This is a genomic window from Microbacterium sp. NPDC089190 (assembly GCF_040701795.1).
Classification (GTDB): Bacteria; Actinomycetota; Actinomycetes; order Actinomycetales; family Microbacteriaceae; genus Microbacterium; species Microbacterium galbum.
Genome location: NZ_JBFBHF010000003.1, coordinates 504,046 through 528,730 on the forward strand (window position 1 = coordinate 504,046; position 24,685 = coordinate 528,730).

Annotated in this window: 20 protein-coding genes; 13 read left to right on the top strand and 7 right to left on the bottom strand. The window is 69.5% G+C overall.

Features of this window, described 5'->3' with window-relative positions; all coding sequences use genetic code 11:
- Positions 1 to 168 precede the first annotated feature (168 nt).
- Both AB0230_RS12385 and AB0230_RS12390 read left to right on the top strand, forming a co-directional pair.
- Entirely contained in the window at positions 169 to 1,497 is a 1,329-nt protein-coding gene (locus AB0230_RS12385) for an RNA polymerase sigma factor (RefSeq protein WP_315995696.1), read from the top strand.
- Positions 1,494 to 2,192, top strand: coding sequence for a coenzyme F420-0:L-glutamate ligase (locus tag AB0230_RS12390; protein ID WP_363579084.1), 699 nt, complete (start codon positions 1,494 to 1,496; stop codon positions 2,190 to 2,192). Before AB0230_RS12385 ends, AB0230_RS12390 begins: the two co-directional genes overlap by 4 nt.
- Positions 2,193 to 2,415: 223 nt before the next feature.
- On the opposite strand, the gene AB0230_RS12395 is transcribed toward AB0230_RS12390, so the two are convergent.
- Positions 2,416 to 3,438: a sugar-transfer associated ATP-grasp domain-containing protein gene (locus AB0230_RS12395; protein ID WP_366376021.1), complete on the bottom strand. Its 1,023-nt coding sequence runs from the start codon at positions 3,436 to 3,438 to the stop codon at positions 2,416 to 2,418.
- Between the two features lie 45 nt (positions 3,439 to 3,483).
- On the opposite strand from AB0230_RS12395, the gene AB0230_RS12400 reads away from it, so the two are divergent.
- Positions 3,484 to 4,122 (top strand): alanine racemase C-terminal domain-containing protein, encoded by a 639-nt coding sequence (locus AB0230_RS12400; protein ID WP_366376023.1) that lies wholly within the window; start codon positions 3,484 to 3,486, stop codon positions 4,120 to 4,122.
- A complete protein-coding gene (locus AB0230_RS12405; RefSeq protein ID WP_363579083.1) occupies positions 4,119 to 5,156 on the top strand; it encodes an alanine racemase in 1,038 nt (345 codons plus the stop codon). The genes AB0230_RS12400 and AB0230_RS12405 overlap by 4 nt, the downstream gene beginning before the upstream one ends.
- 156 nt (positions 5,157 to 5,312) lie before the next feature.
- Here the strand turns inward: AB0230_RS12405 and AB0230_RS12410 are convergent, their stop codons facing one another.
- Complete coding sequence (locus AB0230_RS12410) at positions 5,313 to 5,531, bottom strand: hypothetical protein (protein WP_076675603.1); 219 nt, start codon at positions 5,529 to 5,531, stop codon at positions 5,313 to 5,315.
- 134 nt (positions 5,532 to 5,665) lie between these two features.
- On the opposite strand from AB0230_RS12410, the gene AB0230_RS12415 reads away from it, so the two are divergent.
- On the top strand, positions 5,666 to 7,765 hold the full coding sequence (locus tag AB0230_RS12415; protein ID WP_366376025.1) for a DNA topoisomerase IV subunit B: 2,100 nt from the start codon (positions 5,666 to 5,668) through the stop codon (positions 7,763 to 7,765).
- 283 nt (positions 7,766 to 8,048) lie between these two features.
- Here the strand turns inward: AB0230_RS12415 and AB0230_RS12420 are convergent, their stop codons facing one another.
- Positions 8,049 to 10,517 carry a DNA topoisomerase IV subunit A gene (locus tag AB0230_RS12420; protein WP_366376027.1) on the bottom strand — a complete coding sequence of 823 codons (2,469 nt, stop codon included), beginning with the start codon at positions 10,515 to 10,517 and terminating at the stop codon, positions 8,049 to 8,051.
- A gap of 70 nt (positions 10,518 to 10,587) precedes the next feature.
- Here AB0230_RS12420 and AB0230_RS12425 point away from each other — a divergent pair, with 70 nt between their 5' ends.
- The gene (locus AB0230_RS12425) at positions 10,588 to 11,715 is read left to right on the top strand and encodes a nucleotide pyrophosphatase/phosphodiesterase family protein (RefSeq protein WP_366376029.1); all 1,128 of its coding nucleotides are present in this window, start codon (positions 10,588 to 10,590) and stop codon (positions 11,713 to 11,715) included.
- A 12-nt stretch (positions 11,716 to 11,727) separates the two neighbouring features.
- Here the strand turns inward: AB0230_RS12425 and sepH are convergent, their stop codons facing one another.
- Entirely contained in the window at positions 11,728 to 12,753 is a 1,026-nt protein-coding gene (gene sepH, locus AB0230_RS12430; protein ID WP_315995704.1) for a septation protein SepH, read from the bottom strand.
- Between the two features lie 221 nt (positions 12,754 to 12,974).
- On the opposite strand from sepH, the gene AB0230_RS12435 reads away from it, so the two are divergent.
- Entirely contained in the window at positions 12,975 to 13,268 is a 294-nt protein-coding gene (locus AB0230_RS12435; RefSeq protein WP_056231545.1) for a DUF4193 domain-containing protein, read from the top strand.
- Here the strand turns inward: AB0230_RS12435 and AB0230_RS12440 are convergent.
- Entirely contained in the window at positions 13,243 to 13,734 is a 492-nt protein-coding gene (locus AB0230_RS12440; protein WP_315995705.1) for a DUF3093 domain-containing protein, read from the bottom strand. The two genes, AB0230_RS12435 and AB0230_RS12440, sit on opposite strands and share 26 nt — an antisense overlap.
- A 12-nt stretch (positions 13,735 to 13,746) precedes the next feature.
- Here AB0230_RS12440 and dut point away from each other — a divergent pair, with 12 nt between their 5' ends.
- The 6 genes from dut to dxs all read left to right on the top strand — a co-directional run bounded on the left by dut (position 13,747) and on the right by dxs (position 20,995).
- Complete coding sequence (gene dut / locus AB0230_RS12445; protein ID WP_363391623.1) at positions 13,747 to 14,202, top strand: dUTP diphosphatase; 456 nt, start codon at positions 13,747 to 13,749, stop codon at positions 14,200 to 14,202.
- Positions 14,199 to 14,843, top strand: coding sequence for a DUF3710 domain-containing protein (locus AB0230_RS12450; protein WP_315995707.1), 645 nt, complete (start codon positions 14,199 to 14,201; stop codon positions 14,841 to 14,843). The genes dut and AB0230_RS12450 overlap by 4 nt, the downstream gene beginning before the upstream one ends.
- Entirely contained in the window at positions 14,840 to 15,595 is a 756-nt protein-coding gene (locus AB0230_RS12455; protein ID WP_315995708.1) for a DUF3159 domain-containing protein, read from the top strand. Before AB0230_RS12450 ends, AB0230_RS12455 begins: the two co-directional genes overlap by 4 nt.
- A 133-nt stretch (positions 15,596 to 15,728) precedes the next feature.
- On the top strand, positions 15,729 to 18,569 hold the full coding sequence (acnA, locus tag AB0230_RS12460; RefSeq protein WP_363391619.1) for an aconitate hydratase AcnA: 2,841 nt from the start codon (positions 15,729 to 15,731) through the stop codon (positions 18,567 to 18,569).
- A 134-nt stretch (positions 18,570 to 18,703) separates the two neighbouring features.
- Positions 18,704 to 18,883, top strand: a complete 180-nt coding sequence (locus AB0230_RS12465; RefSeq protein ID WP_315995710.1) for a hypothetical protein — start codon at positions 18,704 to 18,706, stop codon at positions 18,881 to 18,883.
- Positions 18,884 to 19,045: 162 nt separating this feature from the next.
- Complete coding sequence (dxs, locus tag AB0230_RS12470; protein ID WP_315995711.1) at positions 19,046 to 20,995, top strand: 1-deoxy-D-xylulose-5-phosphate synthase; 1,950 nt, start codon at positions 19,046 to 19,048, stop codon at positions 20,993 to 20,995.
- Between the two features lie 340 nt (positions 20,996 to 21,335).
- Here the strand turns inward: dxs and AB0230_RS12475 are convergent, their stop codons facing one another.
- Both AB0230_RS12475 and AB0230_RS12480 read right to left on the bottom strand, forming a co-directional pair.
- Positions 21,336 to 23,474, bottom strand: a complete 2,139-nt coding sequence (locus tag AB0230_RS12475; protein WP_366376034.1) for a 3-hydroxyacyl-CoA dehydrogenase NAD-binding domain-containing protein — start codon at positions 23,472 to 23,474, stop codon at positions 21,336 to 21,338.
- On the bottom strand, positions 23,471 to 24,679 hold the full coding sequence (locus tag AB0230_RS12480; protein ID WP_076675584.1) for a thiolase family protein: 1,209 nt from the start codon (positions 24,677 to 24,679) through the stop codon (positions 23,471 to 23,473). Before AB0230_RS12480 ends, AB0230_RS12475 begins: the two co-directional genes overlap by 4 nt.
- Between the last annotated feature and the right edge of the window lie 6 nt (positions 24,680 to 24,685).

Here is a 24,685-nt window from a genome sequence, read left to right on the forward strand (position 1 = left end):
CCGGTCCGCGTCAAGTCCCGGTCGGGGGATGTGAGACAATGAAGAACCTGACCCGTTGTCATCCGGTCAAGGAGCCACGCTCCTCGGCTCGGTACTTGACAAGGGTCTTACTAGTGTCCGAGAACGACCGGTGGCCGTGCAACGTACGTTCCCGGTGAAAGGCGAAACGTGGCAGGCACGACAACCAAGACCCGCTCCCGGGGTGCGAAGGACACCGAGCTCGAGAACTCCGAGGAGACCGTGACGGCGTCGACGACGACGACCGCGAAGAAGGCTCCCGCCAAGAAGGCCCCCGCCAAGGCCAAGGCGACGCCCGCCAAGGCCAAGACCAAGGCGAAGAAGGACGACGACCTCGAAGACGAAGAGGACGTCGAGGACGAGGGCGACGTCGAGATCGACGTCGAAGACAGCGACGACGCGGAGGAGTCCGACGACGCGGCCAAGCCCGGCGCCAAGAAGTCCGACGACGATGAGGACGACGAGACCCCGGCCGCGCCCGCCGAGGCCCTGCCGTCCGGCGCGATCGTCATCTCGTCGAGCGACGAGGACGACGTCCCCGTCTACTCGGCGCAGATCACCGGCGCGACCGCCGACCCGGTCAAGGACTACCTCAAGCAGATCGGTAAAGTCCCGCTGCTGAACGCGGCCGAAGAGGTCGAGCTCGCGATGCGCATCGAGGCGGGCCTGTTCGCCGAAGAGAAGCTGTCGAACATGTCGGCCGCCGAGAAGACCGGTCAGCTGGGTCTCGACCTGCAGTGGGTCGCCCGCGACGGCCAGCGCGCGAAGAGCCACCTGCTCGGCGCCAACCTCCGCCTCGTCGTCTCGCTCGCCAAGCGCTACACCGGTCGCGGCATGCAGTTCCTGGATCTCATCCAGGAGGGCAACCTGGGTCTGATCCGTGCGGTCGAGAAGTTCGACTACACCAAGGGCTTCAAGTTCTCGACGTACGCCACCTGGTGGATCCGTCAGGCGATCACCCGCGCCATGGCCGACCAGGCCCGCACCATCCGCATCCCGGTGCACATGGTCGAGGTCATCAACAAGCTTGCACGTGTTCAGCGTCAGATGCTGCAGGACCTCGGTCGCGAACCCACCCCGGAAGAGCTCAGCCGCGAGCTCGACATGACCCCCGAGAAGGTCATCGAGGTGCAGAAGTACGGCCGCGAGCCCATCTCGCTGCACACGCCCCTCGGTGAAGACGGCGACAGCGAATTCGGTGACCTCATCGAGGACACCGAGGCCGTGGTCCCCGCCGACGCGGTCGGCTTCACCATGCTGCAGCGTCAGCTGGAGTCGCTCCTCGACTCGCTGAGCGAGCGCGAGGCGGGCGTGATCCGCATGCGCTTCGGCCTCGGCGACGGTCAGCCCAAGACCCTCGACCAGATCGGCGACACGTTCGGCGTCACGCGCGAGCGCATCCGCCAGATCGAGTCGAAGACCATGGCGAAGCTGCGTCACCCCAGCCGCTCGCAGTCGCTCCGGGACTACCTCGAATGAGTGCGGAGGCCAACGCCGGCAAGGCGCTCACCCGTACCGTCGACGGCACGTCGTACGCCCGCATCCCGATCCGCACGCGGGTCGTCATGCCGGGTGACGACCTCGACGCCTTCATCCTCGAGTACGCGAAGGATGCGGTGCAGCCGGGCGACCTGCTGTTCGTCACCGAGAAGATCGTCGCGATCACGCAGGGCCGCTCGTTCAAGCTCGACTCGATCACGCCGCGCAAGCTCGCTCTGTTCCTGTCGAAGTACGTCACGCGCACTCCCTACGGCATCGGTCTCGGGATGCCCGAGACCATGGAGATGGCGCTGCGCGAGTGCGGCACGCCCCGCATCCTGTTCGCCGCGGCGGTCTCCGCCGTGACCAAGGCGTTCGGGCGCAAGGGCGACTTCTACCGCATCGCCGGCGACAAGGCCCGCGCGATCGACGGTCCGACCAAGGGCACGATCCCGCCGTACAACCAGGCCGTCGTCCTCGGCCCGGAGCGCCCCCGAGAGGTTGCGGCCCGTCTGAAGTCGCTGCTCGGCATCGACCTCGACGTGGCCGTCGTCGACATCAACGATCTGGGCGGTAACATCCTCGGCTCCACCATGGACAAGGCCGGTGAGAAGCGACTCGTCGCGATCCTGAAGGACAACCCGCTCGGCCAGGGTCACGAGTCGACTCCGCTGGGTATCGTCCGCCACAGCTGAGACGTGTTGCACGGAAGGCCCGTCCCGTTCGCGGGGCGGGCCTTTGCTGTGTCCGGATGCCGAGGGGCGTTGTGCCGTGCTTTGACCCTTCGTCGGGCTCAGGATCCTCCCCACCCAGGTGGCTGAGCCCGTCGAAGCCACCGGAACCCTGACGACCCCAGCGCCCTCCGGGCACGCGTGAGGCCCGCCCTCGCGCGGGGAGAGGGCCTCTCGGCATCCGGGATCAGAACCCGATGGCTGCCTGGTAGCGCGGCTTGTGCCCGGTACGGATCCCCGTCACGCTCGGCTTGTTCTCGTAGACCCCCGCGCCCCAGTTGCCCTCGACAAGCACGGGACCCTCGGGACCGACGACGATGTCCCAGCCGACGTACTGCACCTGCGGCACGACACGGGCGACCTGGTCGACGAACGCCTTGACCTCGTCGATCATCGGCAGCTGGAAGTCGGCGATGCGCACGCCCGAGTCGGGGTGCAGCTCGTGCACGTGGCCGTGCGAGTCGTACCCGGCGCCGAGGGCGTGGCCGTTCTCGTCGAGCATCGTGTAGAAGCCGCCGAACGTCATCTGGTCGCTCACCGCACCGCGGCCGAACTTCTGCGCCATGGCCAGGATGTGGGTCTTCTCCCCGTCGAAGAACGCCGTGACGCGCGTGGTGTTGACGGTTCCGGGGCAGACCGCCGCGAGGTCGTCGTGCTGGCGGATGACCTCTTCGACGAGGATCTCTCCGCGCTCGAGGAGCCCGCGGTGGAACTGCGTCCAGTCCTCGACCTCGGCCGCGTGGTAGCGGTGCACACCGGTTCCGGCCTGGCCCACCGGCTCCTTCGTGACGATGGTGCCCAGCCGCTCGGTGAAGGCGCGCAACTCGTCGGCGTTGCCGGCATCCACCACCATCCAGTCGCGGCGGAGGAAGTCGCTGAACTTCCGGTCGAACTCCACCTTGTCCTGGAACAGACCGCGGTAGTCGGGATGGTCGTACTTCTGCGAGATCTGGTTCGAGACCGGGTGCGTCATGTACGTCGCGCGCTCGGCGGGCGTGAGGATCGCGAAGTCGTAGTCGATGTAGTCCTGGAAGCCGACGTTCTTCACGCCGGCCTGGAAGAGCATGTCGGCGACGACCAGCGGCAGGGACTTGCCGTGCTGGGCGGAGGCCTCCTTGGCGCGCTCCACGACGGATCCGACGTCGATGCGACGGGCGCGTCCGGCGAGGTAGCGCAGACGGGTGACGGGGGAGAAGCCCTGGCTAGGCATGCACGCTCCGGGGTCGGGGACGAAGGACCCCGTTAGTCTAAAGGGGTGACCTCCACGCTCCCTGCCCGCACGCCCGGGGCCGGGGGAGTCGCTCCCGTCGCGGCTCTGTCCACCGCTGCTCTGCGCGCCAACGCCCCGCTCTCCCTGGCGCCGAACGGCGCCGACGCCCTCGCCGCCGACGCCTGGGGCCACGGTGCCGCATGGGTGGCATCCGTCCTCGCCGACCTCGGAATGGATGCCGCGGCCCTCGACCCGGTGGCGCTGTACGGCCTCCCGGGGGCGCACACGCGCCCGGTGATGTCGCTGCGCGGGCGCGCTCTCGGCACCAAGCCGCTGCTGCGCGGGGAGGGGGTGTCGTACGGCTACACGCACCGTGCCCCGCACGACACGACCGTCGCCCTGGTCACCGGGGGCTATGCACAGGGCGTCGTGCGCGCCCTCGGCAATGCCGCGACGGTGTCGATCGACGGGCGGCGTCATCGGATCGTCGGGCGCGTGGCGATGGACGTCAGCGTCGTCGATGTCGGCGACACGGCGATCACCCGCGGAGCAGAGGTCGTGTTCTTCGGCGATCCCGCCGACGGGTACCCCTCCCTCGAGGAGTGGGCGGATGCCACGGGCCTCACCGCAGCCGAGATCGTCGCCATGGTCGGCGCGCGTGCCGAACGGGAAGTGATCGCGTGACCGCCTCGTACCGCATCGACCTCGACGCCTTCTCCCGCAACCTCCACCGCGTGCGCGAGGCCGTCGCCCCCGCCGCCCACATGCTGGTGGTCAAGGACGACGCCTACGCGCATGGACTCGAACGCCTCGTCGCCCACGCGTTCGCGCAGGGCGTGCGCTGGTTCGGCGCGTTCGACGTCGTCACCGGCGCGGCCGTCCGGGCGGTGGTCGGTCCCGAGGCCCGCATCTTCGTCTGGCTCATCGGCGGGGCCGATGACCTCGCCGCCGGCATCGCGGCCGATCTCGACCTCGGCGTCGGCGACGAGGCCCTGCTCGACGACCTCGCCGGCCTGACCGTGGACGGCGTGGCGCGCATCCACCTCAAGATCGACACGGGCCTGCACCGCAACGGCATCCGTCCCGAACGGTGGGGCGAGGCGCTCGATCACACCGCCGCGCTCGTCGCGCGGGGGCGCGCGGAGCTCGAGGGCATCTGGTCGCACATCTCCGAGGCATCCGACGCCGACGACGATGAGGCCCGAGCGGTGTTCCTCGCCGCGCGCGAGTCCGCCCGCGTCGCCGGTCTCGATCCTCGCTTCTCGCACCTCGCCGCCAGCGCGGCCGGGTTCGCCCGCGGGGAGTTCCGAGAAGACCTCGTGCGCGTGGGGGCGTTCTCGTACGGCATCCGCCCCGCCGGCGGCCCCGACGAGGCCTCACTGGGGATCGAACCGATCGCGGCTCTCGTGGCGACGGTGACCGACGTGGACGCCGCGGGGGTCCGCCTCGATGTCGGTAGTCTGCACGGGCTGCCGAGCACCCTCGCGGGGCGCTTCGACGTCGACACCCCGGCGGGTCCCCGGCGGGTCGAGGCGATCACCCCCGTCTCCGTGTCCGTCGCGCCCTGGCCCGGGGCGGCCCCGGGAGACGAGGTCATCGTGTTCGGACGGGGATCACGCAACAGCGCCACCGATCTCGCCGAACTCATCGACACGATCGGCGAGGAGATCGCCCTCCGCGTGTCTCCCGCCGTATCGCGCCGCTACGTCTCGAGCTGACCGGACGGTCGAGCGGGCGCGAGTCGGACAGGCATGCCGTCGCGCGGGGGTCGGACGGCCGGCCGCCGGTGCGCGTGAGATCGCCGTGCCGGAACGCGGAACGGGCCCCGGACCGGCTCCCGAGGGAGACGGCACGAGGCCCGTTCGGACGATGTGTCAGTCGGCGGCGTTGAGGCGCGCCGTCTCGTCGTGCCAGGAGGTGGCGACGCTGCGGAGCTTCTCTTCGTACTTGCGGCCGTGGTGCGCGCAGAACAACAGTTCGCTGCCGTTCACCTCGGCGGCGATGTAGGCCTGAGCGCCGCAGGAGTCGCAGCGATCCGCCGCCGTCAGGCGGTGGTCGAGAACAGACGCGTCGGGTGCGGTCGTGGTGGTCATCTCGGGTGCCCTCCTCAGGTGATCGTGGGCGAGTCCACACATATAACCACGCCGATGTTTCCCCTATGCCGCGGCTTGATCACATTTCGCTGTGCGCGTACGGTGACCCGACCCCGCTGTGTGTCTGGCAGGCGATGTCGGTGGCCCCGATTACGCTGAAAACCGTGACGTCCGAGTACTCCGCCCACCACCTGCAGGTCCTCGAGGGCCTCGAAGCCGTGCGCAAGCGCCCCGGAATGTACATCGGCTCGACCGACTCCCGCGGCCTCATGCACTGCCTGTGGGAGATCATCGACAACTCCGTCGACGAGGCCCTCGCCGGCCACGGGACGCGCATCGACATCGTGCTGCACGCGGACGGCAGTGTCGAGGTGCGCGACCGCGCGCGCGGCATCCCCGTCGACGTCGAACCGCGCACGGGACTCACCGGTGTCGAGGTCGTCTTCACGAAGCTGCACGCGGGTGGCAAGTTCGGCGGCGGTTCGTACGCGGCATCCGGTGGTCTGCACGGTGTGGGCGCGTCGGTCGTCAACGCCCTCTCCGAGCGCCTCGACGTCGAGGTCGACCGCTCGGGCAAGACCTACGCCATGTCGTTCCATCGCGGCGAGCCCGGCCTGTTCGCGGGCGACGGACCCGACGCGCCCTTCACGCCCTTCGAGCGCAGCAGCGAGCTGCGCGTGGTCGGCAAGGCCGCCCGGGGCGTCACCGGCACGCGCATCCGCTACTGGGCGGATCGGCAGATCTTCACGAAGGATGCCGCCTTCGGCCACGACGAGCTCGTCCAGCGCGTGCGTCAGACGGCGTTCCTCGTGCCGGGGCTCGAGATCGTCGTCCTCGACGACCGCGGCGAGGAGCGCGTCGAGACGAGCTACCGCTTCGACGGCGGCATCTCCGAGTTCGCCGACTTCCTCGCCCCCGACGCGGCCGTGACCGACACCTGGCGCCTCACGGGAACGGGGACCTTCACCGAGACCGTACCCGTTCTGCAGACGGGCGGGTCGATGATCCCCACCGAGGTGCAGCGCGAGTGCGAGGTCGACATCGCCGTGCGGTGGGGGACCGGGTACGACACGACGGTCCGGTCGTTCGTCAACATCATCGCCACGCCCAAGGGCGGCACGCATCAGCAGGGCTTCGAGCAGGGTCTGATGAAGGTCCTGCGCTCGCAGGTCGAACAGAACGCGCGCAAGCTCAAGGTCGGAAACGACAAGATCGAGAAGGACGACATCCTCGCCGGACTCTCCGCGGTCCTCACCGTTCGCCTGCCGGAGCCGCAATTCGAAGGCCAGACCAAAGAGGTCCTCGGCACTCCTGCCGTGCGCCAGATCGTGGCATCCGTCGTGCAGAAGGAGCTGGCGGCGTTGTTCGCCTCGGCCAAGCGCGACGACAAGGCGCAGACCGCGCAGCTGCTCGAGAAGATCGTCTCCGAGATGAAGGCGCGCATCTCGGCGCGCACCCACAAAGAGACCCAGCGGCGCAAGAACGCCCTCGAGTCCTCGTCGCTGCCGGCCAAACTGGTGGACTGCCGTTCCAACGACGTCACCGATTCGGAACTGTTCATCGTCGAGGGCGATTCCGCGCTCGGGACCGCCAAGCTCGCCCGCAACAGCGAATACCAGGCGCTGCTGCCGATCCGCGGCAAGATCCTCAACACGCAGAAGGCCTCGATCAGCGACATGCTGTCCAACGCCGAGTGCGCCTCGATCATCCAGGTGATCGGTGCGGGCTCCGGCCGTTCCTTCGACCTCGACGCCGCCCGCTACGGCAAGATCATCCTGATGAGCGACGCCGACGTCGACGGGGCCCACATCCGCACCCTGCTGCTGACGCTGTTCTTCCGCTACATGCGACCGCTCGTCGAAGAGGGGCGGGTCTTCGCCGCCGTCCCGCCGCTGCACCGCGTCGTGGTGATGAATCCCGGGACCAAGCCCAACGAGACCATCTACACCTACAGCGAGCAAGAGCTGCACGCCCTGCTCACGAAGCTCAAGCGCTCCAACAAGCGCTGGCAGGAGCCCGTGCAGCGCTACAAGGGTCTTGGCGAGATGGATGCCGACCAGCTCGCCACGACCACCATGGACCGCGGCGGGCGCACCCTCCGTCGCGTGCGCGTGCAGGACATGGAGGCCGCGGCCTCCGTGTTCGATCTGCTCATGGGCAGCGACGTCGCGCCGCGTCGCGAGTTCATCATCGACTCCAGCGACCGGTTGGCGCGGGAACGCATCGACGTCTGAGTCCGTGGCGGGTCGACCCGCTGTACCGGCCCGCGTCGAGACCGACTCGCGGAGCTGCCCACGGTCCCGGTACCTCCGATGCGAGGCCGGCCGCGGCTCTCGAGGCGGCGCGGCGCTGACGCGCGAGGTGTGCACACCAGCGGGCGCCGGCCCGCGAGGCGTGCACAACGGCGGGCACCCAGGACGCCGCGCCGGGGATCCGACGGCGCACCCGGCGTTTCTTCGGAGACCCTCGCGATCGTGCACGCCGGTGCCGGCACGGGCGACCCGCGCCCGGCCCGACTCAGCGGACCACGGTGCCGATCGCGCCGACGGCGGCCTCGAGAGGCTGACCCGACGCGTCGCGCTTGGCTCCGGACTCCGGCAACGCCCGGACGGAGCCGTCCGAGCCCACGGCCCGGGGGTCCGTCCCGACCCAGGCCAGGGTGAGGGCGTCTTCTCCGCGCAGCAGGCGTTGCGCGCGCACGCCGCCCGTGGCCCGACCCTTCGCGGGGAACTCCGTGAACGCCGACACCTTGGCCGTGCCGGCGTCCGTTCCGGGCAGGGCCGACGACGATCCCGCGACCGTCACGACGACCGCGTCGAAGGCCGAGGCGCCGACGACCGCGAACGCGATCACGCGCGCGCCGTCGGAGAGACGGATGCCGGCCATCCCGCCTGCGGATCGCCCCTGCGGTCGTACGGAGGAGGCATCGAAGCGCAGCAGCTGCGCATCGGTGGCGACGAACACCAGCTCGGCGTTGTCACCCGCCGGGGCGGCCCCCACCACCTCGTCGCCGTCGCGCAGCGAGATGATCTCGATCTCGTCTTTGGTGCCGAGCTCGGTCGCGGCGACGCGCTTGACCACGCCCTGCGCGGTGCCGAGCGCGATCGTCGGTGCGTCGACGAGGGGGACGAGGGCGACGAGGGTCTCGCCCTTGGCGAGGGCCAGGTACTGCTCGACCTTCGTGCCCGCGCTGAGGTGCACCGAGTTGGCCGGAACAGAGGGCAGATCGACGGGGGAGAACCGCACGAGGCGCCCGGCCGAGGTGACGGCACCGATGTCACCGCGTGTCGTGGTGTCGACGGCCGAGCGGACGGCGTCGTGCTTCGACCGTCGCGTCGGAGCGATCACCCCTCCGCCCGGCGCGTCGGCGACGAGCTCGGCGCGCACCATGCGCCCGGTGGCCGACAGGTACACCCGGCAGGGGGCGTCGGCGATCTGCAGGTCGGCGGCGGCCGCGGCCCGCGCGGATCGGGGCTGCACCGGTCCACCGTTGAGCAGCATGGTGCGGCGAGGGGTTCCGTACGCCTCGGCCGCGGCATCCAGTTCCTTCGCGACCTGCTGGCGCAGGAGCGTCTCGCTTCCGAGCAGTTCGACGAGCTGGGCGATCTCGGCGTGCAACTGGTCGCGCTCCGCCTCGAGTTCGATGCGCGAGAACTTCGTGAGGCGCCGCAGGCGCAGCTCGAGGATGTACTCGGCCTGCGGATGCGAGAGGTCGAAGACCTCCTGCAGCTTGGTACGGGCCTGCTCGCCGTCGTCGGAGGAGCGGATGACCTGGATGACCTCGTCGATGTCGAGGATCGCGATGAGCAGTCCCTCGACGAGGTGCAGGCGTTCGCGCTTGCGCGCGAGGCGGTACTCGCTGCGACGCGTGACGACGCGGATGCGGTGGTCGATGTAGACGCGCAGCATGTCGCGCAGGCCGAGCGTCTGCGGTTGCCCGTCGACGAGCGCGACGTTGTTGATGCCGAACGAGTCCTCGAGGGGGGTGAGCCGGTAGAGCTGCTCGAGAACGGCCTTGGGGTCGAAGCCGGTCTTGATGCCGATGACGAGCCGGAGTCCGTTGTTGCGGTCGGTCAGGTCGGTGACGTCGGCGATGCCGGCGAGCTTCTTCGCCTGCACGGCGTCTTTGATCTTCTCGATCACGCGCTCGGGGCCGACGAGGTACGGCAGCTCCGTGATGACGATTCCCGTGCGGCGTGGCCCCAGCGACTCGATCGACGCTTTCGCCCGCGTGCGGAACGTGCCGCGGCCGTTCGTGTAGGCGTCCTTGATCCCGTCGAGACCGACGATGATGCCGCCCGAGGGGAGGTCGGGTCCCGGGACGAACTCCATGAGCTCCTCGACCGTGGCATCCGGATTCTGCAGCAGGTGGGTCGCCGCGGCGACCACCTCGATGAGGTTGTGCGGCGCCATGTTGGTCGCCATGCCGACCGCGATGCCCGTCGCGCCGTTCACGAGCAGATTGGGGAAGGCCGCCGGGAGCACCTCGGGCTGCTGGAACTGTCCGTCGTAGTTGGGGATGAAATCGACGACGTCTTCGTCGAGATTCTCGGTGAGGGCGAGGGCCGGGGGAGCGAGGCGCGCCTCGGTGTAGCGGGGTGCCGCCGGCCCGTCGTCGAGCGAGCCGAAGTTGCCGTGCCCGTCGACCAGGGGGACGCGCAGCGAGAAGTACTGCGCGAGGCGCACGAGGGCGTCGTAGATGGGCGCGTCACCGTGCGGGTGGAGCTTTCCCATCACCTCGCCGACGACGCGCGCGCTCTTGACGTGGCCGCGGTCGGGGCGCAGCCCCATCTCGGCCATCTGGTAGAGGATGCGACGCTGCACGGGCTTCAGCCCGTCGCGGGCGTCGGGCAGCGCGCGCGAGTAGATGACCGAGTAGGCGTACTCGAGGAACGAGCCCTGCATCTCGGTCGAGACATCGACGTCCTCGATGCGCTCGGTCACGGGGGAGCCCGTCGCGGGCGAGGAAGAACGGGAAACGGGCATATCAACGGCCTCGGGTCGGGCGGGCGTCCGGTCGGGACGGGGTCGGGAGCCGTGTGGAAGACTTGCTCCGATGTCACTCAGCCTACCGGCGGACCCGCCGCGCTCCCGGAGCCTCACCGGTGTGGTGGAGCAGTCGATCGCCGCACTGTCCGGCTCGTCGGAGTGGTTCGCGCCCGCCCAGAGCGCGATCGTCTTCGTGATCGACGGCCTCGGCGCCCACAACCTCGCGGCGCGACGCGGTCACGCGCGGTTCCTCGGTTCGGTGGGCGGGCGCCGCGACGTCGCCCGCACCGTCTTCCCGTCGACCACCGCCGCCGCGCTGACGAGCCTGCTGACCGGAACCGCCCCCGGCGCTCACGGGATCGTGGGGTATCGCGTCCGCATCCCCGGGACCGACCTGGCGCCGAATCAATTGCACGGCTGGGAGACCGACGGCCTCGACCCGCATCTGTGGCAGCGTCGGACGCCGTTGTTCGAGACGCACGCGGCGGCCGGCCGGGAGGCCTTCGTCGTGTCGCGCACGAGCTACACGGGTACCGGCTTCACCGAAGCCACCCTCCGCGGCGCGTCCTTCTTCCCCTCCGACGACCTCGACGAGCGCGTGCGGCTGGCGGCCGATCTGGCCGCGCGGCATCCGGGGTCCATCACGTACCTGTACGCGCCCGAGCTCGACACCGCCGGTCACCGCGACGGCTGGGAGTCCGACCGGTGGACCGACGCGCTCGAACGCGTCGACGCGGCGGCCCGTCGCCTCGCGGAGTCGATCGGCCCCCGCACCGGTGTCATCGTCACGGCGGATCACGGCATGGTCGACGTGCCCGCTCACAAGCACGTCCTGCTGCGCGACGGAGATCCCCTCCTCGACGACGTCGCCCTGCTCGGCGGCGAGCCGCGAATGCTCCATCTCTACGCCCACGATGGACGGGCGGATGCCATGGCCTCGCGCTGGAAGAGCGACGAGGCCGCGCGGGCGTGGGTGCTGACGCGCGACGAGGCGATCGCGGCCGGTCTCTTCGGCCCCGTCGACGACGAGGTGCGCGAGCGCATCGGCGACGTCGTCGTGGCGGCGCGCGGGCGCTTCGCGTATTACGACGACCGCGAGGTCGACAAGCGACCGCAGCGCATGATCGGCCAGCACGGCTCCCTCACCGACGAGGAGCGCACGGTGCCGCTGCTCCGCCTGGGCGCTTTCGCCTGAGGCCCGGCGCCCTCAGCTCTCGTCGGTGCGTGCGCCGAAGACGATCTCGTCCCACGACGGCATCGACGGGCGACCCTTGGCGCGTCGTACCGTGTCGGGCTGCGGGCGTTCCGGTTCGACGGTGTCGTCGACGGAGTCCTCGACGTAGCCCGGCTCGACGGCGTCGAAGAGGGCGACCGGCGGCGACGCGGGCCGCGGCTCGGGCTCGACATCCGACGTCCCGGGCAGAGGCTCGCGCTGTCCGCGGCGTCGACGGAGGGCCTCGAGCAGATCGGCGGTCTCGGACGAGGCCACCGGGGCGTCGGGGGCGCGTTTGATGGCGGCCGCCTGAACCGCCGGGGCCACCGGTCCGGTCGCTTCGACGCCGGGTTCGTCGTCGATGTCGAGGCGCCGGGGACCGAATGCGCCGCTGTCGAAGCGGGAGTCGTCCTTCGCCACGTTGTCGAGGGCGCGCAGACGCGGGATGAGGCCTTCCGGCAGCGATCCCTGGCGGGACAGCTGGATCGCATCGGCGTTCTGCGGGGAGAGGCTGCTGCGGCGCGGCTCGAAGCCCCACCGCGCGTCGTGCTCGATCCCGTTGGCGGTGAACTCCAGCTTGACCATCCAGCCGGAGCCCTCCTTCCAGCTGGTCCATCGCTCGGCCGAAGCCCCGGCCTCGGCGAGCTTGGCCCGCACCGCTGCTCCGAAGGTGATGGGGGCGTCGTGCTCGAGGGTGCCGCCCAGCAGGACGGGGACCGCGAGGGCCTGCGCCACGACATGCTCGCGCTCGGCGAGCACCGGCCCCTCGAAGCGCTCCACGTCCTCGACGCGGGCGTTCAGCAGCGTCGCCACCTCGCGCGCCGACAGACCCGCCCGGATGTGCGCCTGGATCTCGCGGGGGCTGGGACGCGGGGCGCGGTCGTCGTCTTCACGGTCCCGGCGCGCGCGGCGAGCCTCGGCGCGCAGCACCTCGTCGAGCGCCAAAGCGAAGCGTTCACCCGATTGCGTCGCCACGACGAGGACGTCATCTTCGGTTCCGATGACTTTGAGCTGTTCCATGCGAAACACCCCTCCGATCTGCGGTCAGCGCCCATGCTGACATGCGCGTCGCCCGGTTCCGGGAATATCCGGGGCGCGCCGCGAGTTTCCCGTCTCGCCCGACACGCAGGCGCGCCCGCGAGCATTTGCTTATCGCAGACGTGTCATGCAAACTATGGCCGCCCGATCGGGCACCCGATGGGGCACAGCACCACGAAAACCGGAAGTAGAGACCCGCACGCATGGCAACCGATTACGACGCACCGCGCAAGACCGAGGACGACAGCGAGTCGATCGAGGCCCTCAAGGAGCGCGTGCCCGACAAGGCGTCGGGGTCGATCGACAACGAGGATGCCGACAACCCCTCGGGCTTCGAACTGCCCGGCGCCGACCTCTCCGACATCGAGCTCGATGTCGTCGTCCTGCCCCCGCAGGAGGACGAGTTCACCTGCATGAACTGCTTCCTCGTGAAGCACCGCTCTCAGATCGCAGAGGAGAGCGGCCCCGGCTTCATCTGCCTGGAGTGCGCAGCCTGAGCTGAGCACGCTGGATCGCCGCGACGAGGCGATCCGGCGTGCGGGTGGACACCACCCACGACGGGGTCGGGTCGTCGGGATCGGTCACGGGAATCGTGACGATGCCGTCGATCCCGCCCCGGATGACATGCCAGGCCCGATGGTCGAGACCACTTCCACGGGCCGTGCGGGCCTCCTCGGCGACGACGCCGGCGGGAACGCCCAGGAACTCCACCGGGATGTGCGCGCGACCGGCGCGCAACTCGCCGTCGCGCACCTCGACGACGGGTGAGATCGCGAGGAGACCGACCACGATCGCCACCGACACGATGAGGCCGATGAACAGCGCCAGAGTCGTATCGAGCGGCGAGAAGACGACGGCGGCCATGGGACCGCACACGGCGGCGGCGACGAGCGCCCACAGCGACGGGCTCAGACGCTCTCGATACTCGACTGCGGTGCGGATGCCGCACCCCCTCTTCTGCATTACCCTCGTGGGGTGACCGAAACGGTGGACGTCCCAATTGTCGCATCCGAGCCCCCGGTCTTCGCCCACCCCGGCGACGCCGGCGCCGACCTGACCGCCGCCGAGGCGGTTCGTCTCGAGCCCGGACGCCGCGCCCTCGTGGGCACCGGTGTTCGTATCGCCCTTCCCGAGGGCCACGCCGCCTTCGTGGTTCCGCGCAGCGGTCTGGCCGCCAAGCACGGCATCACCATCGTCAACGCGCCCGGAACGATCGACGCCGGATACCGCGGCGAGATCAAGGTCGCGCTGCTGAACACCGACCTCGACGAGGCCTACGACATCGCGGTCGGAGACCGCATCGCCCAGCTCATCGTGATGCCCGTCCCGCCCGTGCGCTTCGTCCCCGTCGACGAACTCCCCGAGAGCGTGCGCGGCGAAGGCGGTTTCGGATCGAGCGGATACCAGAGCCTGCAAGGGAGCACCCGATGACCGACGAGTCGCAGACCACCCCCACGCCCGAAGGGTCCGAGACCACGGAGCCCGGCACCGAGCTGGCTCCGCCCGCGAAGAGCGCCCCGGTCGACCGCGACAGCGCGGGACCCTTCGACGAAGCCGAAGCGAACCCCGTCCGCCCCTACATCGACCTCGGCGGTATCAAGATCCTTCCGCGCGAGGGCCTGAACCTGCGTCTCGAGGTGGAGGAGCAGACCAAGCGCATCGTCGCCGTGGGGCTCGACTACGCCGACTCGACCCTGCAGGTGCAGCCCTTCGCCGCTCCGCGCTCGAGCGGGCTGTGGGAGGAAACGCGCGAGCAGATCCGCCAGCAGGTCAAGCAGCAGGGCGGACGCGTCGAGGAGCGCGAAGGCCCCCTGGGTCCCGAACTGCTCGCCGAGGTCCCGGTCATGGCGGGAGCGGACGGCGCGGGGAAGCGTCTCGCGCGCTTCGTCGGCGTCGACGGCCCGCGCTGGTTCCTGCGCGGAGTGGTCGGGGGAGCAGCGACGAGCGACGTCGAGGCCGCCGCCGCGGTCGAAGACCTCTTCCGCTCGATCGTCGTCGTCCGGGGAACGTCGCCGATGCCGCCGCGCGACCTGATCCCCCTGCGGATGCCGTCGAGCCCCGCGACCGCATGAGCGAGGAGTCCTCGCGCTCGACGTCGGACTCCGACCGCGTGCCGTTGCAGCCACCGTCCGCCGCCGACAGCATGGGAGCAGCCCTCGGCAACGCCGCGCGGCGCGCCGGCCTCGACCCCGCGGCGCACGCCAGTACGGGAGCGGCGGTGTGGTCCGCGATGGGCGGGTGGCGCGGCATCCTGGAGTCGGTGCTGCCGTCGCTGGCGTTCGTCGTCCTCTTCACCGTCACGATCGACCCCGAGACGCGACAGGGCAACCTGTGGCTGAGCCTCGGCGTCTCCGTCGGGCTCGCCGTGGTCTTCACCCTCGCCCGGCTGATCGCGAAGTCGCCCCCGAGCGCCGCGATCGGCGGACTGCTCGCCACCGTCGGAGCCGCCGTCCTGGCCCTCGTCACCGGTCGCGGGCAGGACAACTTCGTGCTGGGCTTCTTCACCAACGGCGCCTACGGCACGGCGTTCCTCGTCTCGGCGCTGGTCGGATGGCCGCTCATCGGCCTCGCCGCGGGATACCTGCTGGGCGAGGGGACGCGCTGGCGCTCCGACCGGCGCAAGAAGCGCGCCTACACGTGGCTCTCGTTGGCGTGGGCGGCACTCTTCGCCGCGCGCCTCGCGGTTCAGCTCCCGCTCTACTTTGCGGGCGACGTGACCGCGCTCGGGACGCTGAAGATCGTCATGGGCCTGCCGCTCTTCGCGCCGATGCTGGCCGTGACGTGGCTCGTGGTCCGATCTCTCTCGCCACGCCGCGAGTCCTGATATTATCTTGACATCAAGATAAATCCGTCCCCCCGATCGGTTAGGCCGACCTTCCTGGAATCGGCTGCGCAGCGCGGGGAAGATGGAGAAATGCGGGCCGACGCCTGCGCATTCGCCGACGAAGGAGACGATCGTGTCCACGGTTGACAGCTTCGGTGCAAAGAGCACCCTGACGGTCGGCAGCACCGACTACGAGATCTTCCGGATCGACACGGTCGCCGGTCACGAGAAGCTCCCCTTCAGCTTGAAGGTGCTGCTGGAGAACCTGCTCCGCACGGAGGACGGTGCCAACGTCACCAAGGAGCAGATCGAGGCGCTCGGCTCGTGGGTGCCCACGGCCGACCCCGACACCGAGATCCAGTTCACGCCCGCCCGCGTCGTGATGCAGGACTTCACCGGCGTCCCGTGCATCGTCGACCTCGCCACCATGCGCGAGGCCGTCACCGCTCTCGGCGGCGACCCGAACAAGATCAACCCGCTCTCGCCCGCCGAGATGGTCATCGACCACTCGGTCATCGCCGACCTCTTCGGCAGCGAGAACGCCCTCGAGCGCAACGTCGAGATCGAGTACGAGCGCAACGGCGAGCGGTACCAGTTCCTCCGCTGGGGCCAGACGGCCTTCGACGACTTCAAGGTCGTCCCCCCGGGAACGGGCATCGTCCACCAGGTCAACATCGAGCACCTGGCCAAGGTCATCTACGACCGCTCGGTCGACGGCGTGCTGCGCGCCTACCCCGACACCTGCGTCGGCACCGACTCGCACACCACGATGGTCAACGGCCTGGGCGTGCTCGGCTGGGGCGTCGGCGGCATCGAGGCCGAGGCGGCCATGCTCGGCCAGCCCGTCTCCATGCTCATCCCACGCGTCGTCGGCTTCAAGCTCAGCGGCGAGATCCCCGCGGGCGTCACCGCGACCGACGTCGTGCTGACGATCACCGACATGCTGCGCCAGCACGGCGTGGTCGGCAAGTTCGTCGAGTTCTACGGCGAGGGCGTCGCTTCGGTACCGCTCGCCAACCGCGCCACCATCGGCAACATGAGCCCCGAGTTCGGCTCGACCGCGGCGATGTTCCCCATCGACGACGTCACGCTCGACTACCTGCGCCTCACCGGTCGCGACGAGCAGACCGTCGCCCTCGTCGAGGCGTACGCCAAGGAGCAGAAGCTCTGGCACGACCCGGCCCGCGAGCTCGTCTTCAGCGAGTACATGGAGCTCGACCTCGGGACCGTCGTCCCCTCGATCGCCGGACCCAAGCGTCCCCAGGACCGCATCCTGCTCTCCGAGGCCAAGAACCAGTTCGAGAAGGACATCCTCAACTACGCCGGCACGTCGGTCTCCGACTCGATCGTCGACCTCGAGGTCGACGGCACGTTCCCGGCATCCGACCCGGGCTCGGTCCCCGGTGAGGAGCACGAGGAGGTCACCGAGAGCGAGGTGCTCATCTCGTCGGGTCACCCCGCGAACGCGTCGAACCCCGTCAAGGTCACCACGCCCGACGGGCAGTCGTACCTGCTCGACAACGGTGCCGTCACGCTCGCGGCCATCACCTCGTGCACGAACACCTCGAACCCCTCGGTCATGATCGCGGCGGGTCTGCTCGCCAAGAACGCCGTCGACAAGGGTCTGAAGCGCAAGCCGTGGGTCAAGACGACGCTCGGCCCCGGCTCGAAGGTCGTCACCGACTACTACGAGAAGTCCGGTCTCGACAAGGCGCTCGAGGGTCTCGACTTCTACACCGTCGGCTACGGCTGCACGATCTGCATCGGCAACTCGGGCCCCCTCATCGAGGAGGTCTCCGAGGCGATCAACGAGAACGACCTCGCCGTCACGGCCGTCCTCTCGGGTAACCGCAACTTCGAGGGTCGCATCAGCCCCGACGTGAAGATGAACTACCTGGCTTCTCCGCCGCTGGTCGTGGCCTACGCCCTCGCCGGCTCGATGAACTTCGACTTCGAGACCGACGCCCTCGGCAAGGACCAGAACGGCGACGACGTCTTCCTGAAGGACATCTGGCCCGCGCCCGACCAGGTGCAGACCATCATCGACGCGTCGATCTCGCGCGAACAGTTCATCCAGCAGTACGCCACCGTCTTCGAGGGCGACGAGCGCTGGAAGAACCTGCCCACGCCTACCGGCCCCGTCTTCGAATGGGATGCCGACTCCACCTACGTCCGCAAGGCCCCGTACTTCGACGGCATGTCGATGGAGCCCTCGCCGGTCGCCGACATCACCGGTGCGCGGGTCATGGCGACCCTCGGTGACTCGGTGACGACCGACCACATCAGCCCGGCCGGCAACATCAAGGCGGGCACGCCCGCCGCGCAGTACCTGACCGAGCACGGCGTCGCGCAGAAGGACTTCAACTCCTACGGCTCGCGCCGCGGGAACCACGAGGTCATGATCCGCGGCACGTTCGCGAACATCCGCTTGAAGAACGAGCTGACGGCGGCGGTCAACGACGGCGCGGTCGTCGAGGGCGGCTACACCCGTGACTTCACGCAGCCCGGCGGCCCGCAGTCGTTCATCTACGACGCGAGCCAGAACTACCAGGCGCAGGGCACCCCGCTGGTGATCTTCGGCGGCAAGGAGTACGGCTCGGGCTCGTCGCGCGACTGGGCGGCCAAGGGCACGAACCTGCTCGGCGTCAAGGCCGTCATCACCGAGAGCTTCGAGCGGATCCACCGGTCGAACCTCATCGGCATGGGCGTCGTGCCGCTGCAGTTCCCCGCGGGCGAGAGCTGGAAGTCGCTGGGCCTCGACGGCACCGAGATCGTCTCGATCGAGGGCATCGAGCAGCTCAACGAGGGCGTCACGCCCAAGACGGTGAAGGTCACCGCCGAACCGAGCGAGTTCTCGCCCGAGGGCAAGCAGACCGTCACGTTCGACGCCGTGGTCCGCATCGACACCCCCGGCGAGGCCGACTACTACCGCAACGGCGGCATCCTGCAGTACGTGCTGCGCTCGCTCGTCTGAGCGACATCCGTCAGGTGCCCCGGGAGCCTCGCGCTCCCGGGGCACCTTCGTTTTCCCCTCGGGTAGATTCGACGGATGACGATCTGCCCACGCCAGCCCCGCCCGGGGCCGGCGACGAACGAGGGGACACCTCTGTGCGCAGATCATTCGCCAATGCCGTCTTCCGCCTGACGGGTCACCGTCTCTGCTGCGGCCGCATCCCGGAGTGGGCCGCCCACGTCGGTCAGCCCTGGCGGCCCATCGACGAAGCCCCGCTGAATCTCTACAACGTGATCTGGCGCCTTCAGACCACGCTGCGGGGGTGGATGGACTGACCAGCGGGGCGACACCGCGGCTCTCGCGGTGTCGTCCCTGCGCCCGCGAAGGCGGACACTACCGGAGCGCGATCGGCAAGCCGTTGCCGGGCCCTCCGCACCCCCCGAGACTAGAATCGACAGACGCGCAGACCCCTGCGCGCCCCGCACGAGAGGAGTCACATGGCTCTCCTACCCGGCATCCACGGCCCCCGTGACCTCGACAGCCTGAACCCCGACGAGCTGCGTCAGCTCGCCGCCGAGGTCCGATCCTTCCTCGTCGAGAACGTCGCCCGCACCGGCGGGCACCTGGGTCCGAACCTCGGCGTCGTCGAGCTCACGATCGCCTTGCACAAGGTGTTCGACTCGCCCGCGGATCCCATCATCTTCGACACCGGACACCAGTCCTATGTGCACAAGATCCTCACCGGGCGCCAGGACTTCGAGAACCTCCGCTCGCGCGGTGGACTCGCCGGCTACCCCCAGCGCTCCGAGAGCGAGCACGACGTGGTGGAGTCATCGCACGCCTCCAGTTCGCTCAGCTGGGCTGACGGCGTCTCCCGGGCGTTCAGCCGCACCGGCCGCCGCGATCGCCACGTCATCGCCGTCGTGGGCGACGGTGCCCTCACCGGCGGCATGACGTGGGAGGCGCTGAACAACATCAGCGACGACAACGACCGCAACCTCGTCATCGTCGTCAATGACAACGGACGCTCGTACGCCCCCACCATCGGCGGCATGGCGCGCTACCTCAACCGTGTCCGCACGAACGAGGCGTACCGCACCCTGCACCGCGGCTCCGACACGCTCTTCCGCCGACTGGGTCCGGCGGCCCGCGCCGTCTATCGCGGCGTCCGTGGAGGCACCCACGGCTTCCTCTCGCGCTTCACCAACAACGAAGCGCTCTACAGCAACCTCGACATCAAATACCTCGGCCCGATCGACGGGCACGACTTCGAGTCGCTCATCGAGACGCTCGAACTGGCGAAGTCGTACGGTGCCCCCGTCATCGTCCACGCCATCACCGACAAGGGCAGCGGCTACGCGCCGGCCATGAGCGACGAGGCCGACCAGTTCCACGCGGTGGGCAAGATCGATCCGATCACGGGCGAAGCACTCGGTTCCGGTGGCGGGGTGCAGTGGACCGATGTCTTCGCGGAGGAGCTCGTCACGGTCGGCGCCGAACGCGATGACGTGATCGCGATGACGGCGGCGATGCTGCGCCCCACCGGCCTGCAGAAGTTCGCCGAGCGCTTCCCCGAGCGGGTGTACGACGTCGGCATCGCCGAACAGCACGCCGTGGCATCCGCCGCCGGCCTCGCCTTCGGCGGGCTGCACCCCGTCGTCGCCATCTACGCCACCTTCATGAACCGCGCGTTCGACCAGGTGATGATGGATGTCGCGCTGCACAAGGCCGGCGTCACCTTCGTCCTGGACCGCGCCGGTGTGACCGGCCCCGACGGCCCCAGCCATCACGGCATCTGGGACCTGGCGATGCTGCAGCTGGTTCCCGGTATCCGGATCGCGGCCCCGCGCGACGCCGCCCGTCTGCGCGAGGTGTTCCGCGAGGCCACCGCGGTCGAGGATGCCCCCACTGTCGTGCGTTACCCTAAGGGCAAGGTCAACGACGACGTGGAGGCGATCGAGCGCCTGCATGACGGAGTCGACGTCCTCAGCCGCGGTTCGGGTGAGGACGTCCTCCTGGTCGGCATCGGCCCGATGGTGCACCTGGCCCTCGAGGTCGCGGAACGGCTCAAGGCGCAGGGCATCGGCGCCACCGTGATCGACCCGCGCTGGGCCATCCCCGTGCAGCCCTCGATCGTCGACCTGGCGCGGGAGCACCGTCTGGTCATCACCATCGAGGACGGCATCCGCGTGGGCGGTGTCGGCACGCGGGTCCGTCAGGTGCTGCGCGAGGCCGGAGTCGACACGGCGGTCGACGAGCTCGGCATCCCCGATGAATTCATCGATCACGCCACGCGCGAGCAGATCCTCGAGGATGCCGGTCTCACGGCGTCGAAGATCGCCCACGACGTGGTGGCCCAGGTGCTCGGCACCCGCATCCCCATGGCCCGCCAGACGCCCACCGGCTCGATCCCGACGATCGAGGAGTGGGAGAAGTCGCGCCCGTAGGCGCGTGAGCAAGCGCGAACGGGCCGGGATGCCGATATCCCGGCCTGTTCTGCATGTTCGGCGCCGATCCGCCGTCACCAGTACAGGGGAGGCGACGAGAACAGGCTGAGATCGCAGCAAACGGCCTGTCCTCGTCGCACAGCCTGTTCTCGTGATCATGCCGCGGGCACGCCTCGCGCACCCTCGCCGTCACGAAAACAGGGCGATGCACCGAGAACAGGCCGAAACGGCCGGAACCGCCCTGTCCTCGTCGCGCACCCTGTTCTGGTGACGGCGCTCGACTTGCGCGAACGACGACGGCGCCGCCCCCGAGGGGACGACGCCGTCGCTAGGGAGAGTCTCAGCCTCCGATGCCGCGGATGGGCGGGTGGTGGAACGTGTCGCCGAAGGCGCGCTCCGACGCCCCCTCGCGGTCGAGGTAGGGCGAGGCCCCACCGTCGATGAAGGGCCAGCCGGCGCCGAGGATGAGGCACAGGTCGATGTCCTGCACCTCGGGGACCACGCCCTCGTCGAGCATGATCTTGATCTCCTGCGCGAGGCCGTCCTGCACGCGGGCGAGGATCGTCTCGGGCGCGACGGGCGTCTTGCCGGTGACGAGCACCTTCTGCGCGGCCTTGGTCCAGCCGGTGACACGGCCGCCCTTGTCCTTCTCGACGACCTCGGGGAGAGCGGCGAGCTCGTGGAAGTTCTCCGACGAGAAGAATCGGTCGGGGAACGCGTGCGCCATGGTGTCCTGCACGTGCGCGGCGACCTTCCAGCCGACGAGGTCGATCAGCTGGAACGGACCCATCGGCAGGCCGAGCGGCGCGAACGCCTTCTCGACGACCGTGATCGGCGTTCCCTCGTAGACTGCCCGGGCCGCCTCGCCCATGACCTTGGCCAGCAGACGGTTCACGACGAAGCCGGGCGCGTCCGCGGTGAGCACCGCGTTCTTACCGAGGCCTTTCGCCACGACGAACGCCGTCGACAGAGCGGCGTCGGAGGTGGCATCCGTCCTCACGACCTCGATGAGCGGCATGACCGCGACGGGGTTGAAGAAGTGGAAGCCCACGAGACGCTCCGGGTTCTGCAGCACCGAGCCGATTTCAGCCACGGAGAGCGACGAGGTGTTCGTGGCCAGGATGGCGTCGTCGGCGACGATCTTCTCGATCGCGGAGAACACCTCCTGCTTCACGCCGACCTCTTCGAAGACGGCCTCGATCACGAAGTCGCAGTCCGCGAACTCGCTGCGGTCGGTCGTGCCGTGCACGAGCGCGCGCAGCTGGTTGGCGGTGTCGCCGTCGAGGCGCCCCTTGGCCTCGAGCTTGCCGATCTCGTCTCGAATGGATGCCACGCCCTTGTCGACGCGTCCCTGGTCGAGGTCGGTGATGATCACCGGCACCCGGAGCTTGCGCACGAACAGCAGCGCGAACTGCGAGGCCATGAGACCCGCGCCGATGACGCCGACCTTCGTGACCTTCTTCGCCAGCGCCTTGTCGGGGGCCCCGACCGGACGCTTCGCACGCTTCTGGACGAGGTCGAAGGCATACATGGATGCCGCGAACTGGTCGCCCGTGATGAGCTCGGCCAGCGCCTCGTCCTCGCGCGCGAAGCCCTCGGCCTTCGTACCGCTCTTCGCCTTGTCGAGCAGGTCGAGCGCGACGTAGGGGGAGCGGGGCACGGTGCCGATCTTCGACTCGAGCATTCCGCGGGCCATCTTGATCGCGATGGGCCATTTGGTGAGGCGCTCGAGCTTGCCCGGCTCGTTCTTGCGCTCGACCTTCACACGCCCGGTGAGCACGCCGTCGGCCCACCGAAGCGAGTCCTCGAGGTAGCTGGCCGCCGGGAAGAGGGCATCCATGATCCCGAGGTCGAAGGCCTGCTGGGGCTTCAGCATCCGGTTCTGCTTGAGCGGGTTCGAGATGACGACCTCGAGCGCGTTCTCGATGCCGATGAGGTTCGGCAGCAGGTAGGCGCCTCCCCAGCCGGGGATGATCCCGAGGAACACCTCGGGCAGCGCGATCGCCGCCGCCGAAGAGTCGACCGTGCGGTAGGTCGAGTTCAGCGCGATCTCGAGGCCGCCGCCGAGGGCGAGGCCGTTGACGAACGCGAACGAGGGCACACCCAGCTCCGACAGCGAGCCGATCACCTGGTGTCCGCGCTGCGCGATGAGGCGGGCGACCTCCGTGGAGGGCAGCTTCGCGACATCGGACAGGTCGGCACCGGCGGCGAGGATGTACTGCTTGCCGGTGATCGCGACGGCGTGGATCTCGCCCGCGGCGGCGCGCTTCTTCAGCGTCTCGAGCGTCTGCCCGAGTTCGGCCAGGGTCGCGGGCCCCAGGGTGTTGGGCCGGGTGTGGTCGCGCCCGTTGTCGAGCGTGATCAGCGCCAGCACGTTGCCCGAGGGCAGACGCACGTCGCGGACGGGGGAGTGGGTCACGACCTCGTCGCCGGTCAAGGCGTCGAGAGGCGAGAAGTCGATCGAGGTGTAGTCGGTCACTTGCGCTTCTTCTTTCCGTCGAAGAACGGGTTCTCCCAGATGACCGAGCCGCCCTGGCCCAGGCCCACGCACATCGCGGTGAGGCCGTAGCGCACGTCGGGTCGCTCGGCGAACTGCGCCGCGAGCTGGATCATGAGGCGGACTCCGGATGCCGCGAGCGGGTGCCCGACGGCGATCGCGCCGCCCCACGGGTTCACGCGCGGGTCGTCGTCGGCGATGCCGAAGTGATCGAGCAGCGAGATCACCTGGATCGCGAACGCCTCGTTCAGCTCGAAGAGCCCGATGTCGTCGATCGTGAGTCCGGCCTTCTTCAGCGCCTTCTCGGTCGAGGGGATCGGACCGATGCCCATGATCTCGGGCTCGACGCCCGCGAACGCGAACGACACCATGCGCATCTTGGGCGCGAGACCGAACTCCTTCACCGCGTCGGCGCCGGCGAGGAGGCTGATGGTCGCCCCGTCGGTCAGCGGCGACGACGTGCCGGCGGTCACCCGACCGTGGGGGCGGAACGGTGTCTTCAGCGTCGCGAGACCCTCGACCGTGGTCTCGGGGCGCCGCCCCTCGTCCTCGGTCGCGAGGCCCCAGGCACCGTCGGCATCCTTCACCGCCACCGGCACGAGATCGGGCTGAATCTTCCCGGCCTCGTATGCCGCCTGGACCTTGTGCTGACTCGCGGCGCCGAAGCGGTCGGCACGCTCCTTGGTCAGGTGCGGGAAGCGGTCGTGGATGCGCTCGGCCGTTACCCCCATGTTGAGGGCGCCCGGGTCGACGAGCTTCTCGGCCACGAAGCGGGGGTTGGGGTCGACGTTGCCGCCGATGGGGTGGCGTCCCATGTGCTCGACACCGCCCGCGAGGGCGAGGTCGTACATGCCGACGCCGATCGAGGCGCCCATGGTCGTCACGCTCGTCATGGCGCCGGCGCACATGCGCTCGATCGCCAGCCCCGGCACGGTCATGGGCAGACCCGCGAGGATCGCCGCCGTGCGCCCGAGGGTCAGCCCCTGGTCACCGGTCTGCGACGTCGCGGCGATCGCCACGTCGTCGATCCGGTCCTTCGGCACGTCACCGTTGCGCTCCATCAACCCGATGATCGCTTTGACGACCAGGTCGTCGGCGCGGGTGTTCCAGTACATGCCCTTCTCGCCGGCGCGCCCGAAGGGGGTGCGCATTCCGTCGACGAAGAAGACGTCCGTCATCTCGGCCACTCTGCC

Excerpts from the sequence above, each read along its gene's own strand:
- AB0230_RS12390 (WP_363579084.1), top strand. The coding sequence starts at position 1,494 with ATGAGTGCGGAGGCCAACGCCGGCAAGGCGCTCACCCGTACCGTCGAC.
- AB0230_RS12395 (WP_366376021.1), bottom strand. The coding sequence starts at position 3,438 with ATGCCTAGCCAGGGCTTCTCCCCCGTCACCCGTCTGCGCTACCTCGCC.
- AB0230_RS12410 (WP_076675603.1), bottom strand. The coding sequence starts at position 5,531 with ATGACCACCACGACCGCACCCGACGCGTCTGTTCTCGACCACCGCCTG.
- AB0230_RS12415 (WP_366376025.1), top strand. The coding sequence starts at position 5,666 with ATGTCGGTGGCCCCGATTACGCTGAAAACCGTGACGTCCGAGTACTCC.
- AB0230_RS12420 (WP_366376027.1), bottom strand. The coding sequence starts at position 10,517 with ATGCCCGTTTCCCGTTCTTCCTCGCCCGCGACGGGCTCCCCCGTGACC.
- AB0230_RS12425 (WP_366376029.1), top strand. The coding sequence starts at position 10,588 with ATGTCACTCAGCCTACCGGCGGACCCGCCGCGCTCCCGGAGCCTCACC.
- sepH (WP_315995704.1), bottom strand. The coding sequence starts at position 12,753 with ATGGAACAGCTCAAAGTCATCGGAACCGAAGATGACGTCCTCGTCGTG.
- AB0230_RS12435 (WP_056231545.1), top strand. The coding sequence starts at position 12,975 with ATGGCAACCGATTACGACGCACCGCGCAAGACCGAGGACGACAGCGAG.
- AB0230_RS12440 (WP_315995705.1), bottom strand. The coding sequence starts at position 13,734 with ATGCAGAAGAGGGGGTGCGGCATCCGCACCGCAGTCGAGTATCGAGAG.
- AB0230_RS12450 (WP_315995707.1), top strand. The coding sequence starts at position 14,199 with ATGACCGACGAGTCGCAGACCACCCCCACGCCCGAAGGGTCCGAGACC.
- AB0230_RS12455 (WP_315995708.1), top strand. The coding sequence starts at position 14,840 with ATGAGCGAGGAGTCCTCGCGCTCGACGTCGGACTCCGACCGCGTGCCG.
- dxs (WP_315995711.1), top strand. The coding sequence starts at position 19,046 with ATGGCTCTCCTACCCGGCATCCACGGCCCCCGTGACCTCGACAGCCTG.